Here is a 20,518-nt window from a genome sequence, read left to right as displayed (position 1 = left end):
CGTGGAACCGGGCAGCATGGCATCAATCGCCGGCTTGAACGGATTCAGCCGGGGCCAAGATCGCGCAGGCCTCTTCCGGGCCGGCGGGCCAGAATTCGACAATGTCTGCCGGACGGTGTCTCTGCCGATTTGATACCGCTTTGCCAGCCCACGAATCGACAATCCCTCAACGCGGGCGTCTCTGCGGATCTTGACAAACAGCTCCATGCGCACGCTCATCCGACCCTCCAAATGTTCGCTTTCATCAGATGGGACTGCCCCGGATTTCATTGACTCTCGGGGGTTAGTGTTGTCAGGCGGCTTTGAGGCCGCTATTGAGTATCTCAAACTCGACCGGCGTTAGCCGCCCGAGGCGCCGTTGACGGCGTTTCCGGTGGTACGTTTTCTCGATCCAGGTCACGATGGCCAAGCGCAGATCCGCCCTCGTGGACCATCGCTGGCGGTCCAGAACGTTCTTCTGCAGGAGCGAGAAAAACGATTCCATCGCGGCGTTGTCGGCACACGCGCCGACCCGTCCCATCGATCCTTTCAGCCCGTTGCCCTTCAGCGTCCTGACGAAGGCGTTGGAGCGGAATTGGGAACCGCGATCGCTGTGGACCACGGTTCCTACCGGCTCCCTGAGTGCTACCGCGTTGTGAAGGGCCGAGACGGCCATGGAAGCTTTCATCCGGGAATCGATGGAGTAGCCCACGATCCGGTTGGAGTAGACGTCCTTGATGGCGCACAGGTAGAGCTTGCCCTCATCGGTCCGATGCTCGGTGATGTCAGTGAGCCACAGCTCATCAGGGGCCGTCGCGGTGAAGTCCCGCCGGACGTGGTCATCATGCACCGGCGGGCCGGCTTTGCGGGTCAGGCCGCGTTTCTTGGCGAACACGGACCAGATCCGCTGGCTGCTGCACAGCCGGGCGACCCGGTTCTCGCCGGCGCTGAAACCCTGGTCTTCGAGCTCGTCGGCGATGAACCGGTACCCGAACGCAGGGTCGTCCCGGTGGACGTCCACCGCGGCGTTGATCAGGTGCGCATCCGACCAGTCACGCTCCGTGACCGGCGCGGTTTTCCAGGCGTAGAACGCCTGTTTAGAGAAACCCAGCACCCGGCAGGCCACCGCGACCGGAATCCCGTCCGCGGCAAGGTCAAGGACCAGCGGGAACTTCATTTTGGGGGCAGCTCCCGGGCGAAGAAGGCCGCTGCCCGGCGCAGGATTTCGTTCTCCTGCTCGAGCAGCCGGATCCGCTTTCTGGCATCCCTCAGCTCCGCGGCTTCCTTCTCCGTCACGCCGGGACGGGCGCCGTCTTCTATGTCGGCTTTCTTGAGCCAGTTGTGCAGGGTTGCTTCGGAGATCCCGAAGTCTTTGGCGATCTGCGAGATCGGGGCTTCGTGCTTGCGTGCCACGGCTACCACGTCACGGCGGAACTCAGCGGGGAAAGGCTTGGGCATGTGAACATCCTTGCTGCAAGGAACGAGTCCTCACAAGTCAGGAGTCAAGCAAACCCGGGGCAGTCCCGATGAAAACAACACTGGGGGTGGTCCTGGACCAAACCATCACAAGCAACCGGCGGGTCGTGGGTGGTCCTGGTTCAAGCCGTCACACCGGTCCTGAACCAAACTGCCATATTCACACGCACCACCAACGGCGCGGCGCAGCCCGCCGCCCCCAGCGAACACAACTCGCATCGTCATGTGCGTTCGGCTTTGTGATCGGCGTCCCCTGTGAACGAGAAACACGGTGGCAGATGGATGATTCAGAAACGGGGTAACTTTTGCTGCTCGGTCATCGATTGCGACTGTGGTGAGCTGTCGCCACGCGACGTTACCCCCGGTTCTGCTCCAGCAGGAGGGCCTAGCCTTCCGTACCGAATGGCACCACTGTAGGACTCGACCCCGCTGGCCACTGGCCCTGGCCCTGGCCCTGGGGATCGTCACGACGAGCAAAAGGCCCCGCACGCGTTGGTTTGCGGGCCCTAAGAAAATGCCCGCGGCCCTGGACGTGTTCACCGAACCGCCCATCGGCCCAACCGCTGCCGAGCGGCGAGCGATCCGGGGTTCCGCATGCACGGCCCCGCCGGCGCCCTGGGGGGCCGGTTAAACGGTGACCTGACGTTCGGTGTTCGCTGGAATGTCGTTGTCCTGCTGCCTCTCAGATGCCTGGGTTAGCAAGAACGTGGCAATCGCTCCCAGAACGACGATAACGAAGGCCGCCAGCCCCAAAAACCCGGAGGATCCGAGTAACGGCGCGTTGAGACCGGCCATCCCGATGGCGGCCAGGCAGAGCGCAGCGGCAACAAATCCGCGCCGCCTCCGCACGCCATTTCCCGTGACCCGCCAGCGAACGCTGCCCAGGGTGACCCCGATCAGGACCACCACGTTCAGCGACATCCCGACCCAGACCGGATGGATCCCGAGGTGGAACTTGCTTGGAGACCATCCACCCAGCTGGTACCAAATCAACCCTGCCGCGAAACCGACAATCATGGCCGCAAGCGCCGCGCGGCGAGTAGCCAGCGGCCAGAAGAACGCTGCAAGAACCGGCGCCAAAGTCGCACCGTTGCGAAGAGTCCAGGCCAGAACGTTCCACCAGGCGGACTGTTCTGTGCGTAGGAAAGCGAAAACGATCATCAGGACAGTCAGCAGGACCAGAGACCAGCGGGTGTAACGGATCAAGTCCTGCTCGCTGGCGCGCGGGCGCAACGCGCTTCCCACATCGCGGCCCAGGCTGGTGGCGCCGGAGAACTGGCAAGGTCCGGCCCAGCCGAGAGCGCAGGCCCAGATTCCTAAGAAGAAGACGCCGGCCAGCGGTGCGGGAAGAACCTGCGCGATGTAGACGGGAACCGCCACCAGGGGCAGGTTCTGATTAGGTACGACGACGGCTGCTGCGGTGCCCAGCAGAACGCCGACGACGATCAGCGGGATACCAAAGCTCGCGGCCATGAATAGACCCTTGCGTCCCTCCTCCGGCGTCCGGCACGACATCGTCATTTGAAAAGCGGCTTGGGCCAAGATCACGTTCACGATGAAGGTCCCGAACCAGGCAGCGATGAGGGTGGGACCGGCGCCGTAAAGATCAAGCATTCCCGGCCGTTCAAGGGCGAGGTGGCGGAGCCCTGCAAAGCCCGGGTTGATCAGGAACGCTGCCACCCCAACAATCAACATGGCGACGAAAACGAAACAGTTCATGGTCTGGGTGAAGGCAACGGCCCTCATCCCGCCAGACCAGAGGAAAACCAGCAGAAGCACCGCCGTGACGATGATAGAAGCGTAGATTGACAGGTCGGTGAAGGCGTGGAGGGCCGACGCGAAGGCGATGGCTGTGGCGACAGACCACATGGGAAAGGTGAATGCCGTAATGATGCCAGCGACGGCCTGCGCCGCGCGCCCAAAACGGTCGCCGATAATCCCCGTTACGGTCACGACCAGCTTCTCGCGCAATGGTTTCACCAGCAGCAGCGCTATCAGCAAGACCTGGACCGTTTCGGCCACGCCATACCAGACCGCCGAAATTCCCGTCCTGTAGCTGAGCTCCATGATGGCGATATAGGAGGAGCCGGAAAACAGTCCGGTGATGCAGAAAGCCACGGTCCACGGACTGAACGTGCGGCCGCCGACGAAAAAGCCTCCGTTGCCCTCCCCCGCGGCCGCCCGGCGCTGAACATAACGCCCACCGATGGCAAGGAGCAGGGTGTATCCGACTGCCAGACCGATCGTCCAGAGTCCGGGGGCGGTCATTCGCTGGCCTCCACGGCTGGAAACGGCTCCACGGAGAATTCCCAGAGCAGGTCCACGGGAACGCCGGCATCACGGAGCAGGTTCAGCGCGGGGCAGCGTTTTTCCACCTGTGTTCGGAACCCGGCGAGCGACGCCTTTGGTTCCGGCGTCACTACCAGGATGCGAAGAGTGTACTCATGGAAATGAGGCGACACTTCGGCCGTGCCGTGAAAACCTCGAGAATCCATGAAGGCAATAGATTCTGTTTCTACTTGCTCGAGTCTTATGCCCAGTTCCTTGGCGACCGTCTCAATGACGACCGTGATGCAGCCGTTGACCGCTCCGGCGACGACCTCCATCGGAGTGGGAGCCTGGTTGGTGCCGCCCACCGCAATGGGCTCGTCTGTGCGGAAGCTAAACTTCCGCACCTGGACTTCGGTGGTCATTGAGCCCTGCCAGGAACCAGCGGCACGCACCGGTTTCATCCAGGGGCGGGGCACCTTCACAGCCAGGGCGGCGGCGGGCGTGGGGACAGACACTGCGTTCATCAAATCACTCCATCGGTCCTGGCGGTAGCACCCTACGGAGCAAGCCTTCCGGTCTGGCCTACGAGGTCAGACCGCGTCCCACGGCTTTGCCCCTTGTTGTCACCGGAACCCGCGGAAGGTCCCGGCGGCCAGGGTTGCTGCGGCGTCATCGATCCAGGTCTCTCGGCCGCTCGGGATGGTCAGTACACGACACATAACGGCATATCCGTACCGGACACCAAACCGCGCCGTAATAAACGACGCACAACCGCACGGCGGCCCCTGGCTTCACCGTCCTTCGGCCGGCACCAGAGAACTGGCGGCAATGCCCGCACTGCCGGGTCCGTGAGGCGCCGGGAGGGTGCCCCTCAAGCGGGGGACGAAGATGGCACCTTGCACGGTGCGTACCCTTCCGGGGTGAACGGGTCCAAGTCGTCTCCAGCGGGCGGCAGGGTCGGGCCCTCTTCGCCAACCGGACCCTTGAATTGTGGCGGGTCGTCACCGTTAGGGTGCCGGCCGGAATCGTCGACGGAGACGGCTCGGCTCGATACTAAACCAGGCTATCCGCCGATGCCGGCAATCCTGCGAGCTTCGCCGTCGTGCAATCCGTGCGTGAGTACGCCGAATTCCTAGGCGGCAGCGCACTAAACCTGGGACTTGAGGTCTACGTCGAGGGCGTAGCTCCCGCCACCGCGCTGGCGACCAGGACGGAGGAGTTCATCGCGTTGCAGGGCGGACAGGATGCTGCGATCTTCTGGCGCGCTCAAACCGCCGCATCAAGGCGCCAACGCGTGGCCGACATGTATGACGCCGCTGAGATCATGAGCCCGTCACAGAACTTGTCCACAAGATTCGCGAAGCCCGGGGCCAACACGGCCCGGGGTAATGAACGCAACGGCGAGAACCCTCAAACTGCCCAGTCGGGGTTGAAGTCGCGGTGCCCGGACCAAGGCAACGCGAGCAGTTCGAGGACCTTCCACATGTAGTCCTGATCCCCTGCCTATGAATTTTTCTCTGACAAGCGGGATTTTCACCTTGCATGGCGGGTTCACGGGGCTTGGGTAGTAGGGCAAAAGAATCCAGATGCCCGGTTACCCGGGTTTGCCACTCATGTATACGGCCGCCGGGATCCTCATCACCGGCGCGGCACGCACTCTGTCCGACGGCCGGCAGGACGGCGGGAAGCTGGAGTCACTCGCGCCAGCGATGGCTCTAGGGGCACCCCAACGATGCGAAGCGTTGGTGGAACAAGGGAGCCATGAGGGAGAGACTTCTTGAACGATGCGTGCCGGCGACGGTCGAAAACTGAGCCATAGTGACGGCGAAATCGCTCACTTTTCGGCCGGCGGTGACACCGGGCGAAGCCCTCGAGCAAACCAGGACACTCTGCGTCGGCATGCTGGACCGCAGCTCTTCCTGACCGAATCATCAATGCCAGCGGGGAAATCGACTGCAAAGCAGCGAAGATTCGGCGGCCGGAGCCGTTCACCTGGCAAGGCGATGATGTCGTCGTATTCGAGCGAGAACTTTGGCATCCTCAAGGCGCTTCGGCAGCCCGGCGTCGTGGCTCATAACGAAGTCCAGGCCCGCGCTGATTTCTTACATGTGCCGGTGACGCTGGACGTCCGAACCGGATCCAACGGGCTGCGGTGCGCCAGTCTCGTCCGACGGCTTGGACTCTCCGGCACTGGGTTCATCACCCGTCCGCGCCCAAAGCGGGCAGCAGAACACCCCTCGACATGCCGAGGGTACGCACCTGACGACTGCGTCGACGAGCCATCGGTAAGGTAAGGCTCGGTGCTGGCTCGCGAGGACCGCTAAGTCCACACCGAACTGCTGCCTGATGACTTTGAAGGCCGAGCGCGTCAGGACGACAGCGCACGGCGCAGGACGAGGGGTATTCATGAAGCTCTCCGCGGGTGGCCGCGTCGGTTTGGCCGGTGCGGCGGTGGTCGGGGTCGCCTTCGGCATGGCCCGATACGCCTATGGCCTGACGCTGCCCGACATCCGGCAGGACTTGGGGCTTTCCGAGCTGGTGCTCGGCCTGGTCGCCAGCGCTACATTCGCAGGCTATCTCGCCGGCCTGCTGCTCACGGGACCTCTCGCCGCCCGCCACGGGTCGCGTACACCGACGACCGTAGGCGGCGCCTGCGGCGCTCTGGGAGCGGTGATCGTAACGGTCGCCCAGTCGCCCTGGCTGCTCGCCCTCGGTGTCATATTAGCCGGCAGCGCAGGCGGCTGGGTTTGGGCGCCCTACTCCGACATCGTGACCCGTTCGGTGCCCTTGCGGCAGCAACCAAGAACGTTGGCCATCATCACGACCGGTACCAGCGGCGGACTGGTACTGCTGGGTGGCCTGGCCGTCCTGGCTGCGCTCGGTTCATGGCGCCTGGTCTGGGCCGGTACCGCCCTTGCCGCGGTGGCCGCCGCGGCCGTGAACCTCCGCCTGGTACCGCGGGCCAGGCCAGACCCGCGCCCGGACGGACCGCGCGGTACCTCCTCACTGACGAGAGCGCTACGAGTCCCTGCCGCCTACTCGGTGGTTTACTTCGCGGTCGTCGTCATCTACTTCACCTACGCCGCGGACATCCTGGACCGCGGAGCGCTCCCCGCGGCAGCCGTCCCGGCGCTCTACGCCGCTATCGGCCTCAGCGGCATGGTGGGCGTAGCGACCGGGGCCGCCGCGCAGCGGCTGGGCACCTCTCGGGTCGCCGCCCTGTGCCTCGTGACCGTCGGTGCGGCGCTGGCGCTCCTCGGCTTGGCCAGCGACTCCCTGACCGCGACGGCGGTCTCAGCGTGTATTTTCGGTGCGGGGTACATGACAGGATCGGCGGTACTCGCGGTCTGGACCGCCGAGCTGATGCCCGACCGCGCAGGTGACGCGTTCACGGGCTGCTTGGTTGTGGGAGCCATCAGTTCAGTCGCAGCGCCGGCCCTCGCCGGCGCGGTGATCCCTGCCCTGGGGCTGGGGCCATTGCTCGCTCTCACCGCCGTGGTGTCACTACTGAGCGGGGTAACGCTGATGCTGCATCGGTCATCGGCAGGGAAAACGAATTAGCTGCCCACGATAGTGCAGAGCAAGGTAGCCGACTGCATCAGCGTGTTATTTTCGATCAGGGTTTCCGCTCGGCCTTCTGATCCTCCGTCATCGGGCCCTTGGGCGCCGATAACGCTCCGTAGCCGGTGTACCGGAGCGTGAAGCACAGGTCTTTCCATCCGGCCACGACCGGGACGGTGGAGCGATGGCCGTTCTAGGACGTGACGACGTGCACGGCATTGGCGTCCTCCTCGGCGGCCGGTCATCAGCGCGTTCATGAAGGTGGTCAGCATGGATCGCACCAGATCCCGAGATGCCTGCTCGAGTTGTTCTGACAGAAAACGGGCAGGATCGACAACATGGGGTGCGGGCACCGCGTGAGCTCTTTTCGAAACGTACTTTGGTAGGTCGTTTCAAGAATCACGCGGTGCCCGCCTCACGTCCGGGAGCCGGGCCGTTACATCACGCTAATGGGCACTTCCGATTTCGTCTCCGCGGAGCCCAGCGACGGAGGTGCTGCGGTTGCGGCTGCATGCCCGGCGAGGACACCCGTCTGGTGCCGAAGCTTCAGTCGGTACATCAGGACGCCGGTGAGGGTGACGGCAGCGACGAAGAGAACCCCGCCCCACTGCAGGTACCACTCGAAAGGCGCCACGGAGTTGTAAATTTCCGGGCGTGGCCAGATGAGGTTCAGTGTCATGGCGCCGCCCCACAGGACCGCGAGGATGTTCACCGGCAGTCCCCATTTGCCCAGGCTGAAGCCGGGCTCGGTGCCGTCATCAGGCAACGGCCACTTTTTGGCCAGGCGGTTCCGAAGCATGGGCACGGTCACCAGCAGGTAGGAAAGGTAGATCAGGACAATGCTGATGCTGGAGAGGATGGTGAAGATGGCGGGCTGGGAGACGTTCACGATCAGCGGGACGATCGCGATGATTCCGATCACGATGGCGGCGACCGTTGGGGTCTTCCGGACGGGGTGTACCTTGCCCAGGTGGCGGCTGAACGGAAGGTTGTTGTCCCGGGCCATTGCAAACATCATGCGGATGGCGGCGGCGTGGACGGCCAGCGTACAGACCATGATGGCCACCACGATGCACAGCAGGAAGGCTTTGCCGAAGGGGCCGCCCAGCACGGAGAGCACTATGTATTGCAGGCCGCCGTCAGCAGAGCCTAGCTTGGGATCATTTAGGTCCGGGGCCGCGAGGAGTCCGGTGAGCAGGATCAGTCCGCCCAGCACAAAGGATGCGGTGATCGCCCGCAGGATGGCCCTGGGTGCCGTGCGCTTCGGGTCCTTCGTCTCCTCGCCGAGGGAGCTGGCAGTATCAAAGCCGTACATCACGTAGCCCGATGCCATGGCGCCGATGATGAACACTCCGAAGAAGCCCAAGGGGTGGTCCGCCCCAAACCCGGTGGTTTCGAAGAGGATACCGGGTCCGCGGACCATGTGCCATGCAAGTGCGAGGATAAGCAACACCGCGGCAACAAGTTCAACGAGGACGCCTACGCTGTTGATCTTGGTCATGAGTTTCACGCCGAAGGCGTTGATGAGGGTGGAGATGCCGATCATGATGCTCGCTAGCAGTACCCCGTTGAGGGCGAAGTCGTAGGCGCCGGTGCCGTCACCGATGATCTGAAACCCGGACCAGATCTGGGGCAGGGTGAGCTGGAGGGCCAGTGCCACGGCGCCCAGGGCCACAATTGAGGAAATTAACAATAGCCACCCGGCCAGCCAGGCGAAGGTGCCGGAGGAGAGCCTCTTGGCCCAGTTGTAGACCGAACCGGCCACAGGGTAACGCCCTGCCAGTTCTGCGAAGCATAAGGCCACCATCAGCTGCCCGGCGAAGACAAGCGGCCAGGACCAGGCGTAGGCCGGGCCGGCCATCGCGAAACCGAAATAGAAGAGTTGAAAAACGCCGGTAAGGATGGAGATGTAGCTGACTCCGGCCGCGAAGCTGGCGAACTTGCCGATGCTTCGGTCCAGGGTCTGGGCATAGCCGAACTGGTCCATGCCGCTTGAATCAGTACTCTTGCTGGGTTCTTTCAATTGAACTCCTAAGTCAAAAAAGCACGATGGTGGTGATTTGCGGCCGCTTTGGACGCAGATGAAACCAAGCGACCGGGCGCCGCGCCGTCGTGGCGCCCGGCTGTTTCCCAATGCTGTTGCCTAGTTGGCTGTGCCCTCCCCCGTTTCCTTCGGAGCCGGAGCCTGGCCGAACCAGCCGCTGGGTGCGGGCTGGATGTTCTGCCAGATGTGCTTTGCCTCGCGGTACTCGTTGAGGCCCGCCCGGCCGAGTTCACGGCCGATCCCGGACTTCCCGAAGCCTCCCCACTCAGCCTGGGGGACGTACGGGTGGTAGTCGTTGATCCACACGGTTCCGTGCCGGAGGGCGCCGGCGACGCGCTGCGCTTTAGAGGCGTCCGATGTCCATACCGCGCCGGCCAGGCCGTACTCTGTATCGTTTGCGATTGCGATGGCCTGATCCTCGGTCCGGAACCTCTCGATGGTCAGCACCGGGCCGAATGACTCCTCGCGCAGTACGCTCATGCCGGAGCGGCAGTTGCCGAGTACGGTGGGCGGGTAGAAGTAACCGTCGGCGAGCGGTCCCTCGTCAGGGATGTAGCCGCCACACAGTAGCTCGGCGCCCTCCGCAATGCCGGCCTGTACGTAGGCGTGGACCTGGTCCCGGTGCTTGGCGGAAATGAGCGGCCCGGTCTCGGCGTCGGGATCGAACGGCCCGCCCATCCGGATCTTTTTCGCCCGTTCCACGATCTCGGCCACAAAGCGGTCTGCAATCGACTCCTCGACGACGAGCCGCGCCCCTGCCGAGCAGACCTGCCCGGAGTGCAGGAAAACGGCAGTCAGGGCGTTGTCGACGGCGGCGTCCCAGTCCGCGTCCGCGAAGACGACGTTCGGGTTCTTCCCGCCGAGTTCGAAGGCGACGTTCTTCACTGTCTCCGCGGCCGCGGCCATGATCGTCTGGCCTGTGGCCAGGCTTCCGGTCAGGGAGACGAGGTCGACGCGCGGGTCGGAGCTGAGTGGGCCGCCCACCGTCGAGCCGGGTCCGGTGACGAGATTGGCGACGCCGGCAGGGACGCCTGCCTCCTCGAGGGTTTCCATGAGCAGGATCGAAGTGGACGGTGTGAGCTCGCTGGGCTTCAGCACGAACGAGTTTCCGGCGACGAGTGCTGGCGCCACCTTCCATGCAGCCTGGAGGAGCGGGTAGTTCCACGGTGCGATGAGGGCACAGACACCGAGCGGCTCGTAGACCACACGGCTGATGGCGTTGGGCCGGCCCGTGTCGATCACCCGGCCGGCGTCGAGGCCTGCGATCTTTCCGTAGTAGCGGAAGCAGGCAGCAATGTCGTCTATGTCGTACTCGGCCTCGACGAGGCGTTTGCCGGTGTCGAGCGCCTCCGCCCGGGCATAGGCGGACTTGTCCCGCTCAAGCAGGTCGGCCACGCGAAGCAGCACGCTACCCCGCTCGATATCCGTGAGCCTGCGCCACGGGCCGCCATCGAACGTTGCCCGTGCACTGGCGATCGCCCGCTCGGCATCCTCGACGGTGGACGACACGACCACTGCCACTTCGTGACCGTCTGCCGGGCAGCGCACGGATGTGGTGCCGCCGTCGGACGCCTGCTGCCAGGCTCCGCCGATGTAAAGGCCCTTGATGGGATCCCGTGATTTCCCGGCCTGATGGACTTGCTCAGCTGTGGCAGTCATTGTCTCTCCTTCTGGTGTGTGCATCCATCATTCCTAGCCCCTGGCCGCAGGGGCGGCGTTGCCGTTACGCTCCAGCGGGCTGACGCCGTGCCGGTAGAACTCCGTGTGCTGCGGCGCCAAAGGTGCATTGCCGGCGATCAGGTCGGCGGCCTTTTCAGCGAGCATCATGACAGGCGCGTAGATGTTGCCGTTGGTGACATAGGGCATTGCGGAGGCGTCCACCACGCGGAGGCCCCTGGTGCCGTGCACGGTCATGTCCAGCGGGTTCACTACAGCCATGGGATCGGAATCGGGGCCCATCTTCGCAGTGCAGGACGGGTGGAGTGCTGTTTCGGCGTCGCGGGCAACCCAGTCGAGGATCTCCGCGTCCGTCTGCACGGCCCGACCCGGAGACAGCTCGCCCCCGCTGAAGGGGACCATGGCGGACTGGCCCAGGATGTCACGGGCAACACGAACGGCCTCAACCCATTCGCGGCGGTCCTGGTCCGTGGAGAGATAGTTGAACACCATGGACGGGTGCACGGTGGGATCGGTGGACTTGATCTTGAGGGTGCCGCGGGAGTCAGAGTACATGGGGCCGATGTGCACCTGGTAGCCGTGCTTGGCATCGGCCTTCTGGCCGTCGTAGCGGACTGCGACCGGGAGGAAATGGAACATCAGGTTCGGGTACGCAACATCCTCGTTGGAGCGGACGAAGCCGCCGCCCTCGAAGTGGTTGGTGGCTGCCGGTCCCGTCCGGCCCAGCAGCCACTGAAGCCCGATCAGCGGGTAGCGCCACAGGTCAAGGTTCGGCTGCATGGAGACCGGCTGGGTGCAGGCGTGCTGGATGTAGACCTCGAGGTGGTCCTGGAGGTTTTCGCCGACGCCGGGCAGGTTGACAACGGAGTTGATGCCCAGGGAGTTCAGGTGGGTCGCGTCTCCAACCCCGGAGAGCTGGAGCAGCTGTGGGGTGTTGATGGCGCCGCCTGCGAGGATCACTTCGCCTGCGTTCACCTGGTGGGTCCTGCCGTTGCGGCGGTAAGTGACGCCGGTAGCCACGTTGCCCGTGAAGTTGACCTTGGTGACCAAGGCCCGGGTCAGGACGGTCAAGTTGTCCCGGCCGAAATTAGGCCGGAGGTAGGCGCGGGACGCCGAGAGCCGCTGGCCTTTGTGGACGTTGCGGTCAAATGCCGCGAAGCCTTCCTGACGGTAACCGTTGACGTCATCCGTCAGCGGGTACCCGGCTTCCTGGGCGGCGGCGAAGAAAGCCTGGAACAGGGGGTTCGTGGCCGGGCCGCGTTCCAGCACGAGGGGGCCTGAGTGCCCGCGCAGTTCATCGTCCGGGTCCGCGGCGGACGCGTTTTCCATCCTGTTGAAGTACGGCAGGCAATGCGCGTAGTCCCATGTTTCCATCCCGGCGTCCGCGCCCCAGCGTTCGTAGTCGAGAGGGTTTCCGCGCTGGAAGATCATGCCGTTGATTGAGCTGGAGCCGCCCAGCACCTTGCCGCGTGCGTGCGCTACCCGACGACCGCCCATGTGAGGCTCGGGGTCCGACTGGTATCGCCAGTCATACAAAGGATTGCCGCTGGGAAAGGTCAGCGCGGCGGGCATCTGGATGAAGAGGTCCCAGGGGTAGTCGCTCCGCCCCGCTTCGAGGACCAGGACACTGCTCTGGCCCCCATCGCTCAGACGGTTGGCAAGCACGGACCCCGCGCTTCCGCCACCGACGATGACGTAGTCGTAGTTGGTTTTTGTCATGCTGCAAACTCTCCTTCTGCCCGGCGCAGATCTTCCGCCCAGGGCCGGTGATCCTGCTTCCGGGAACTGGCGGTACACCGTGGCGCTCCGGAGAAACCGCAAGACGTCGCTGGTGTGGTGTAGGTCATACCGCTGAACAGTAATGCAACTTGAACAAGTGTTCAATAGCAGTACTGGACAAGCGTTCAGGAAAGTTGTTTGTTACGCGCATGGGCTATGGCGGCCCGGTACGGGCCAGGGACTGGCGGCCGTGCGGAGACCGGGCGTGAAGAGTTCCAGCGTCGTTGGAGAAGGCGGTGGCGCCATCACGGAATTCCTGGGCAATCCCCCGCTAGGCGGCGAAGGCGATCTCCTCAGTACGGGCGATGCTCCTTTGGATGGAGGCCTCGTCCACGCCCAGGAGCGCTGTCAGCCACATCCCGTTTTGCACGACAACGATGTCCGCCGCCCGCACCCTGCATTCATCACTGGAAAGTTCAGGTTTCGCATTGCCTATCAGCGCCGCGAGTCCACTGAGGTACCGCTCGAAGGCCGCCGCATTAATCAGCGCAAAGTCGTCATGGGCCTGCGCAAGAGCCCAGAGGTGGAGGCGCAGGGACAGATGTTCGGTGGTGAGGAATTCCGGGTCTGCAACGCGGCGAAGAGCCTTCTGGAGCTGCCCGTCGGGGGGCGATGCCGGATCGGGGGCGACCAGCTTGACATCGCGTTCGTCAATCTGGTGCAAGACCGCACGGATGAGGCTCATCTTGTCTTCGAAATAGTAGTTCACCAGCCCGAGTGCGACGCCGGCTTCCCGGGCCACCGCGCGCATATTGACACCTGAGATGCCGTGGCGCGACAGCAGCTCCAGTGCCGCTTCGAGAATGCGCGCCTGCCTGTCAACCTGTTGGCCCGACTTCATGGTGTTTGTAATCACTTGGCCAGAATATGGCCAAAATCGTGACGGTGCATCCCGCGGACAGGACGCCCTGCTCCAACGCGCACGACTGGCGCCAAAAGCAGCCGAGTGATTGCATTTTGCCATGCCCGGGAGACTGCTTCCGGGTGGAAGTACCACTCCATGCGATGGCCATCTTGGAGCCTCCTGCCCGGTTACCCAGGGATTGGCGGCAGCTCCGGAAGCGACATCGTCTGTCGACCGGAGGAAGGGACCTACCCTGAGCGGCTAGGCGAGGATCCGGTATCCCGTCGGCTTGTCGAAGAGCTTTCGCGTGCTGGCTCCGGCGGCCGCGATCCAAAGGACGGAGTCGTCGTCCGCGGCTTGTTCCACGACGCCGGTCATGATGTGCTCCCCCAAGAGCCACACCTCTACCGTGTGACCCGTCAGCCGGGCCCAGTCGCTACGCGGCCCCCGTCCGGCCGAGGTCTTGCTTGGGCTCATACCCAACATGACGTGCTTTACCAGCCGCGTTCGGCGAGGCGGTGCGGCTGCGGGATCTCGTCCACGTTGATGCCGACCATGGCCTCGCCCAGGCCGCGGGAGGCCTTGGCGATCTCTTCCGGGTCGTCGAAGAAGGTGGTGGCCTTCACGACGGCGGCGGCACGCTGGGCCGGGTTGCCGGACTTGAAGATGCCGGAGCCGACGAACACACCGGCGGCGCCGAGCTGCATCATCATCGCGGCGTCGGCCGGGGTGGCGATGCCGCCGGCGGTGAACAGGACGACGGGGAGCTTGCCGGTGGTGGCAACTTCCTTGACCAGTTCGTACGGGGCCTGCAGTTCCTTGGCGGCGACGTAGAGCTCGTCCTCGGCCATGCCGGCGAGCCTCTTGATCTCGGAGCGGATCTGGCGCATGTGGGTGGTGGCGTTGGAGACGTCGCCGGTGCCGGCTTCACCCTTGGAGCGGATCATCGCCGCGCCCTCGTTGATGCGGCGCAGGGCCTCACCGAGGTTCGTAGCGCCGCAGACGAAGGGAATCGTGAAGTTCCACTTGTCGATGTGGTTGGCGTAGTCGGCCGGGGTCAGGACCTCGGACTCGTCGATGTAATCCACACCGAGGGTCTGAATGACCTGGGCCTCGACGAAGTGGCCGATCCGGACCTTGGCCATGACCGGGATGGACACGGCGGCGATGATCGCCTCGATCATGTCCGGATCGGACATGCGGGACACGCCGCCCTGGGCGCGGATGTCGGCGGGAACGCGTTCCAGCGCCATGACAGCCACGGCCCCGGCATCCTCAGCGATGCGGGCCTGCTCGACGTTGACGACGTCCATGATGACGCCGCCCTTGAGCATCTCCGCCATGCCGCGCTTGACGCAGTTGCTGCCGGCGACAGTGAAATGTTCGTATGAGGGTGGTCTAAGGGACACTTTTTGCTCCAAAGGGGCGGGATGCCTGCGAAGCCAGGCATCTACTAATGGGATGAATGCCTGGGTGCTTGTTCACACTTGGGGGCTACCGGTGCTTCAGGGCTCAGCACTCGATCACGTTGACAGCGAGACCCCCGCGGGAGGTTTCCTTGTACTTGGTTTTCATGTCCGCTCCTGTCTCGCGCATGGTTTTGATGGCTTTGTCGAGGGAGACTTTGTGGCTGCCGTCCCCGTGCAGGGACAGCCTCGCGGCATTGATGGCCTTCACGCTGGCGATGGCGTTCCGTTCGATGCAGGGGATCTGCACCAGGCCGCCCACGGGATCGCAAGTCAGGCCGAGGTTGTGTTCGATCCCCACTTCCGCGGCGTTTTCCACTTGTTCGGGCGTGCCGGCCAGGACCTCGCAGAGGCCGGCGGCCGCCATGGAGCAGGCCGAGCCCACCTCGCCTTGGCAGCCCACTTCGGCTCCGGAGATGGAGGCGTTGATCTTGAAGAGGATTCCGACGGCGGCCGCCGCAAGGAGGAATCGGACCACGCCGTCGTCGTTGGCGCCGGGAACAAACTTCACGTAGTAGTGCAGGACGGCAGGGACGATTCCCGCCGCGCCGTTGGTGGGTGCGGTGACGATGCGGCCGCCCGCGGCGTTTTCCTCGTTGACGGCAAGGGCAAAGAGGTTCACCCATTCCATGGCCCGCAGCGGATCGGTGACGCCTGTGTCCGCGGTCAGGGTCTGGAAGAGCGACGGCGCGCGCCGCCTGACGTTCAGTCCACCGGGAAGGATCCCTTCCGCGGCGCAGCCGTTGTCCACGCATTCGCGCATGACCGCCCACAGTGCCAGCAGCTTTTCGCGGAGTTCCGCTTCGCTGCGCCACGTGAGTTCGTTGGCGAGCATGACGTCGGAGATGGACATGCCCTCGCGCTTGCAGATCTCCAGGAGTTCGTCGGCGGTGGTGAACGGGAAGGGGAGGACTGTGGCGTCGGCCACCACGCGGTCGCCGGCGTCGACGTCGCCGTCCACCACAAAGCCGCCGCCGATGGAGTAGAAGCTCCGTTCGCTCAGGACGGCCCCGCCGTGGTCGAGGGCCCGGAAGGTCATTCCGTTGGGGTGGGCCGGGAGGGACTTGCGCCGGTGCAGCACCACGTCCTCGTCCCAGTTGAAATCCACCCGGTGGTCCCCGCACACCCACAGTTCGGCGTCGAGGGCTGCGGCGGCCACCTGGTCATCAGCCGTGGCGGTGTCCACGGTTTCCGGGTCCAGCCCTTTGAAGCCCAGGACCACTGCCTTGTCCGAGCCATGGCCGCGCCCGGTGGCACCCAGCGAACCGAACAACTCAGCTTGGACGCGTTTGGTGGCGCTCAGGTGGCCGTCGCCCTTGAGTCCGTCGGCGAACAGCTTTGCCGCCCGCATCGGGCCGACCGTGTGTGACGACGAGGGCCCGATGCCAACGGAAAAGAGATCCAGGACGCTAAGCGCCATCAGGGGACCTCCGGCGAGTCGTACTCGCGCATTGCATCGAGGAGCCACCGGCCCAGGAAGTCTGCGAAGGAGGCGCGTGGGAAGAGCCGGAAGCTTTCCTCCCCGGTCTTCTCAAGGACCACCGGGATGTTGCCCACCTCGGTGTTCAGGGCTGTTCCCGCGGTGAAGCTGCGGGGGTGCAGGTCAAGGGCGCAGCCCTTTTCCAGAACTGCCCGGGCCTGCGGGCCTGAGAGCTCGAACGTGGTGCGGTTCGCGGAGAGGTCCACCACCTGGCCCGGGGCGTCGCCCAGTGCTTCCACGAGGGATCCGATGAGGGTGCCACCCAAGGAATCATGGGCAGCTTCCGGTGCCACCACCAGGAACTCGGAAGGTCCGAGCCAGAGGACGCTGATGCTGTCCGTGCCGGTCACTTCGCCGCAGCGCGCCGGCAGGTTGCCGGCTACGCGGGCGATTTGCGAGCCTTCCTCGGAGCGGGGGTCCACGCGGACTCCGACCATGGTCTGGAACGGGCCTTCGTTGAGGACGACCTTGCCCGGGACGGAGCCGGCATTCAGGGCCTCGGCCAGGTGGGAGGCGGGGCTGCGGCGGATGTCCCGGAGTCCATTGACGCCTGTCAGTGCTGCTGTCTTAGCCATCTTTGCGGGTCCCTTCGGGGTCATAAAGTACGGTTTCTGCGACGACAACATCAACGAGCTGGTCGCCGGCGGCGGCCACGAGGGTCTCACCGATGCGGTTGCGGCCATTCTTGATCAGTGCCAGCCCAAAGGAACGTCCAAGGGCGGCGCTGTGGTAGCTCGAGGTCACGAAGCCCTGCATGGGGACCGGGCCGTCGGCGGGGTTTGTGGCAATCCCCTTTTCCACCAGCTGGGTGCCTTCGGGCAACCGGAGCGTCTTGTCCACGGGAAGGACGCTGACCAGGTGCTTCCGGTCGGTGCGGCAGGCGTCCTTGCGGGCGTAGGAGCGCTTGCCGATGAAGTCTTTGGCCTTGGAAACCACCCATTCCATGCCCGCGTCCTGCGGGGTGACGGTGCCGTCGGTGTCCTGCCCGACGATCGGGTAACCCTTTTCAGCGCGGAGCACGTGCATGGTTTCGGTGCCGTAGGGGGTGATGTTGAAGTCGGCCCCTGCGGCGGCCACAGCTTCCCAGATGTTCAGCCCGTACCAGGACGGAACGTTGATCTCGTAGGCCAGTTCACCGGAGAAAGAGATCCGGCAGATCCGGGCCCGCACGCCGGAGGCGAGGGTTGTTTCCTTGAACGTCATGAACGGGAACGCCTCGGCGTCGAGGCCGCCGTCGGCGGCCAGTTCCGGGGCCAGCTTCGCCACGACGGCGCGGGATTTCGGTCCGACGACGGCGATGGTGGACCACTGCTCCGTGACGGACGTGCAGTGCACGTCCAGGTCCGGCCATTCGGTCTGCAGCCATTCCTCCAGCCAGTCCAGGACCTTGGCGGCGCCGCCGGTGGTGGTGGTCATGAAGTACCGGTCCTCGTCGAGACGGAGCGTGACGCCGTCGTCGAAGATCATCCCGTCTGCCATGCACATCACGCCGTAGCGGGCGGAACCCGGGGCGAGCTTCTTGAACGCGTTGGTGTAGATCCGGTTCAGGAACTCGCCGGCGTCCTTGCCTCGGATTTCGATCTTGCCGAGGGTGGTGGCGTCCATAAAGCCCACCGATTCCCGGACCGCGGCGCATTCTCGCAGCACTGCGGCGTCCATGTCCTCCCCCGCCTGCGGATAGTACCATGGGCGCTTCCACTGCCCGACGTCCTCGAAGAGGGCGCCCTGGGCGACGTGCCACGGGTGGATGGAGGTGACGCGGGCGGGGTCGAAGAGTTCTCCGCGCTGGCGTCCGGCGAGTGCTGCGAACGCCACCGGGGTGAAAGGTGCACGGTAGGTGGTGGTGCCGATGTCGCCGATCCCGCGCGAGGCTTCCCCGGCCTGGCGGAGCGCGGCGGCGATGACGCCGATCGCGTTAACGCCAGAGGTTTTGCCCTGGTCGTTGGCGGTGCTGATCGAGGTGTAACGCTTGATGTGTTCCACGGACCGCAACCCGGCTCCGGTGGAGCGCAGCACGTCGGCCACGGACTGGTCGCGCTGGAAGTCCACGAAGTGGTGGTGCCAGCCATCCGGCGTGCCTTCCTGGCCCGGGACCAGCCACAGCTGCCGGGTCGGGGCGGAGGCCTTCGGCTCCGAAAAGACCAGCGGATCGACGACTGCGCCAGCATTTTCAGGGCTGAAGCCTGCGGCGACGGCGGCCGACGCTCCGGCGGAGGTGCCCTCGGCCAGGCAGTCCTCGAGTTCGAAGCTGCCGCGGCCGGAACCGATGGTCTGCTGGTTCGGGACCACGGTGCTCGGCACGAAAGCGGCGAGCTCGTCGTCCCAGCGCAGCTTGCCCTGCCGCTGGGAGTGGAGGTGGACCAGCGGGCTCCAGCCACCGGAAACGGCCAGCAGATCGCAGGCGACCTCTTCGATGCCGGAGGTGAGTTCGCCGTCGTCGTTGATGCTGCGGACCGTGACGGCGTTGAGCCGGCCGTCACCGGAGTCCGCGCCGGTGGTGTTGGCAACGGCGCTGCCGATCAGCACCCGGGTGCCTGCTTCGACGGCGGCCGCAGCAACGTCCGTCAACTTGGCACGGGCGTCGACGACTGCGGCGACCTTGACGCCGGCGGCCTGCAGGTCCGCAGCCAGGGCGTAGGCGCTGTCATTGGTGGTGCTGATGAGAGCGCGCTGCCCGGCCGCGACGGCGTAGCGGTTGAGATAAGTGCGGACGGCCGAGGCGAGCATGATGCCGGGGCGGTCGTTGTTCTCGAACACCAACGGGCGTTCGTGGGCACCGGGAGCAACCACCACCTGGTTGGCGCGCACGTGCCAGATCCGCTGGCGGGACACGCCGGATGCTGCGGGGCTGGACAGGTGGTCGGTGCGGTTCTGGACGGCGATGACGTAGTTGGCGTCGTAGGCACCGAAGGCGGTGGTGCGGTTCAGGACGGTGCACTCGGCAGCGGAAATCAATTCGGCTTCAACGTCCGCCACCCATTCCAGGGCCGGCTTGCCTTCAATGGTCTCGACCAGGCCAGGAGCCGTGGACCCCGACAGGAGCGAACCTCCCAACTCGGGCTGGTCGTCCATCAGGATGACCCGGGCGCCGGCGCGTACGGCCTCGCGGGCGGCGGCCAGGCCCGCCGGGCCGCCGCCGATGACCAGGACGTCGGTGTGGACGTACTTCTTGTCGTACTCGGCGCGGTCCTCGTCCGGGTCCAGCTTGCCCAGTCCGTTGAGCAGCTCTGCTCTCAGGCCGTCCACCAGGGTGACGGTAGTGGCCGGGAGCATGGACTCGGCCACGTGGCCCGGGAACCGGGGTTCAATACGAACCAGCGCGTTGGATTCCTCCACGCCGGCGGACATGATGCCGCGGGCGCGGTCCTCGTAAAGCGAGTTGCCGGCGGCGATGCGGCCGTTGGCGAGCAAGGCCGAGGCGAGGGTGTCGCCGGGGTGGCCCGTGAGTTCCTCGCCGTCTACGGTGAAACGCCAGGCGATGGTGCGGTCGATGCGTCCGCCGGCGTCGAGGCGGGCGTTCTGGGAAGTCACTTGGTTGCTCCTTCCGGGGCGGTGGCGCTGGCGGGGGCTGTGCTTGTGCCGGTGATGTCCGGAGCCGCGGTCCCGGTGGTGGTGCTGTCCGGGGCGGTACTGGCGGTGCCGGACTCAGGTGCCGGGGCGGCTTTGTCCGGACGGGCGGCGCCCACGGGGTAGACAGCCTGGATCTCGTAGGTGACCGTGTCGCGGAGCATGTTGAACCACTGCCGGCAGCCGGTGCTGTGCAGCCAGCGTTCGGCGAAGGCGCCCTTGGTGTTGTCCCGGTAGAACAGGTACTCGGCCCATACACGGTCGGTGAGTTCCGCCGGGTTTTCGGGGTAGGGCACGTGGGCCTGGCCGCCGTAGTGGAATTCGGTTTCGTCGCGGGAGCCGCAGTTGGGGCAGGGGATCAGGAGCATGTCCGT

The 20,518-nt window shown here is 65.0% G+C and carries 14 protein-coding genes; 1 reads left to right on the top strand and 13 read right to left on the bottom strand.

Annotated elements, in window-relative coordinates; all coding sequences use genetic code 11:
• Window positions 1–292: 292 nt before the first annotated feature.
• The 3 genes from ABIB29_RS16815 to ABIB29_RS16805 all read right to left on the bottom strand — a co-directional run bounded on the left by ABIB29_RS16815 (window position 293) and on the right by ABIB29_RS16805 (window position 4,148).
• A protein-coding gene (locus tag ABIB29_RS16815; protein ID WP_502915637.1) for an IS3 family transposase occupies window positions 293–1,437 on the bottom strand; the annotation gives its coding sequence in 2 pieces (ribosomal slippage) (window positions 293–1,170 and window positions 1,170–1,437; 1,146 coding nt in all).
• Between the two features lie 645 nt (window positions 1,438–2,082).
• The gene (locus ABIB29_RS16810; RefSeq protein WP_354173947.1) at window positions 2,083–3,723 is read right to left on the bottom strand and encodes a sodium:solute symporter family protein; all 1,641 of its coding nucleotides are present in this window, start codon (window positions 3,721–3,723) and stop codon (window positions 2,083–2,085) included.
• Window positions 3,720–4,148 carry an OsmC family protein gene (locus ABIB29_RS16805; protein ID WP_354173946.1) on the bottom strand — a complete coding sequence of 143 codons (429 nt, stop codon included), beginning with the start codon at window positions 4,146–4,148 and terminating at the stop codon, window positions 3,720–3,722. The genes ABIB29_RS16810 and ABIB29_RS16805 overlap by 4 nt, the downstream gene beginning before the upstream one ends.
• Window positions 4,149–6,132: 1,984 nt before the next feature.
• Here ABIB29_RS16805 and ABIB29_RS16800 point away from each other — a divergent pair.
• The gene (locus ABIB29_RS16800; RefSeq protein WP_354173945.1) at window positions 6,133–7,287 is read left to right on the top strand and encodes an MFS transporter; all 1,155 of its coding nucleotides are present in this window, start codon (window positions 6,133–6,135) and stop codon (window positions 7,285–7,287) included.
• 436 nt (window positions 7,288–7,723) lie between these two features.
• On the opposite strand, the gene ABIB29_RS16795 is transcribed toward ABIB29_RS16800, so the two are convergent.
• From ABIB29_RS16795 to ABIB29_RS16750, 10 genes are all read right to left on the bottom strand, one after another.
• The gene (locus tag ABIB29_RS16795) at window positions 7,724–9,274 is read right to left on the bottom strand and encodes an APC family permease (protein ID WP_354174004.1); all 1,551 of its coding nucleotides are present in this window, start codon (window positions 9,272–9,274) and stop codon (window positions 7,724–7,726) included.
• Between the two features lie 156 nt (window positions 9,275–9,430).
• Window positions 9,431–10,990 (bottom strand): aldehyde dehydrogenase family protein, encoded by a 1,560-nt coding sequence (locus tag ABIB29_RS16790; RefSeq protein WP_354173944.1) that lies wholly within the window; start codon window positions 10,988–10,990, stop codon window positions 9,431–9,433.
• 33 nt (window positions 10,991–11,023) lie between these two features.
• The gene (gene betA, locus ABIB29_RS16785) at window positions 11,024–12,727 is read right to left on the bottom strand and encodes a choline dehydrogenase (protein ID WP_354173943.1); all 1,704 of its coding nucleotides are present in this window, start codon (window positions 12,725–12,727) and stop codon (window positions 11,024–11,026) included.
• Window positions 12,728–13,058: 331 nt separating this feature from the next.
• Window positions 13,059–13,643 carry a TetR/AcrR family transcriptional regulator gene (locus ABIB29_RS16780; RefSeq protein ID WP_354173942.1) on the bottom strand — a complete coding sequence of 195 codons (585 nt, stop codon included), beginning with the start codon at window positions 13,641–13,643 and terminating at the stop codon, window positions 13,059–13,061.
• Between the two features lie 249 nt (window positions 13,644–13,892).
• Entirely contained in the window at window positions 13,893–14,024 is a 132-nt protein-coding gene (locus tag ABIB29_RS16775) for a hypothetical protein (RefSeq protein ID WP_354173941.1), read from the bottom strand.
• 101 nt (window positions 14,025–14,125) lie between these two features.
• Window positions 14,126–15,040: a pyridoxal 5'-phosphate synthase lyase subunit PdxS gene (gene pdxS, locus ABIB29_RS16770; RefSeq protein ID WP_354173940.1), complete on the bottom strand. Its 915-nt coding sequence runs from the start codon at window positions 15,038–15,040 to the stop codon at window positions 14,126–14,128.
• A 103-nt stretch (window positions 15,041–15,143) separates the two neighbouring features.
• Window positions 15,144–16,517, bottom strand: coding sequence for an L-serine ammonia-lyase (locus ABIB29_RS16765; RefSeq protein ID WP_354173939.1), 1,374 nt, complete (start codon window positions 16,515–16,517; stop codon window positions 15,144–15,146).
• Window positions 16,517–17,152, bottom strand: a complete 636-nt coding sequence (locus ABIB29_RS16760; protein ID WP_354173938.1) for a sarcosine oxidase subunit gamma — start codon at window positions 17,150–17,152, stop codon at window positions 16,517–16,519. Before ABIB29_RS16760 ends, ABIB29_RS16765 begins: the two co-directional genes overlap by 1 nt.
• Window positions 17,145–20,108 (bottom strand): sarcosine oxidase subunit alpha family protein, encoded by a 2,964-nt coding sequence (locus ABIB29_RS16755; protein ID WP_354173937.1) that lies wholly within the window; start codon window positions 20,106–20,108, stop codon window positions 17,145–17,147. Before ABIB29_RS16755 ends, ABIB29_RS16760 begins: the two co-directional genes overlap by 8 nt.
• A complete protein-coding gene (locus tag ABIB29_RS16750) occupies window positions 20,105–20,512 on the bottom strand; it encodes a sarcosine oxidase subunit delta (protein WP_354173936.1) in 408 nt (135 codons plus the stop codon). Before ABIB29_RS16750 ends, ABIB29_RS16755 begins: the two co-directional genes overlap by 4 nt.
• Window positions 20,513–20,518 lie beyond the last annotated feature (6 nt).

Source organism: Arthrobacter sp. UYEF36, from assembly GCF_040547025.1.
Classification (GTDB): Bacteria; Actinomycetota; Actinomycetes; order Actinomycetales; family Micrococcaceae; genus Arthrobacter.
This window is presented reverse-complemented; position numbering and strand designations above follow the sequence as displayed.

Coding starts and splice junctions, on each gene's coding strand:
- ABIB29_RS16760 (WP_354173938.1), bottom strand. CDS start 17,152: ATGGCTAAGACAGCAGCACTGACAGGCGTCAATGGACTCCGGGACATC.
- ABIB29_RS16800 (WP_354173945.1), top strand. CDS start 6,133: ATGAAGCTCTCCGCGGGTGGCCGCGTCGGTTTGGCCGGTGCGGCGGTG.
- ABIB29_RS16810 (WP_354173947.1), bottom strand. CDS start 3,723: ATGACCGCCCCCGGACTCTGGACGATCGGTCTGGCAGTCGGATACACC.
- ABIB29_RS16790 (WP_354173944.1), bottom strand. CDS start 10,990: ATGACTGCCACAGCTGAGCAAGTCCATCAGGCCGGGAAATCACGGGAT.
- ABIB29_RS16765 (WP_354173939.1), bottom strand. CDS start 16,517: ATGGCGCTTAGCGTCCTGGATCTCTTTTCCGTTGGCATCGGGCCCTCG.
- ABIB29_RS16805 (WP_354173946.1), bottom strand. CDS start 4,148: ATGACCACCGAAGTCCAGGTGCGGAAGTTTAGCTTCCGCACAGACGAG.
- ABIB29_RS16795 (WP_354174004.1), bottom strand. CDS start 9,274: ATGGACCAGTTCGGCTATGCCCAGACCCTGGACCGAAGCATCGGCAAG.
- betA (WP_354173943.1), bottom strand. CDS start 12,727: ATGACAAAAACCAACTACGACTACGTCATCGTCGGTGGCGGAAGCGCG.
- ABIB29_RS16750 (WP_354173936.1), bottom strand. CDS start 20,512: ATGCTCCTGATCCCCTGCCCCAACTGCGGCTCCCGCGACGAAACCGAA.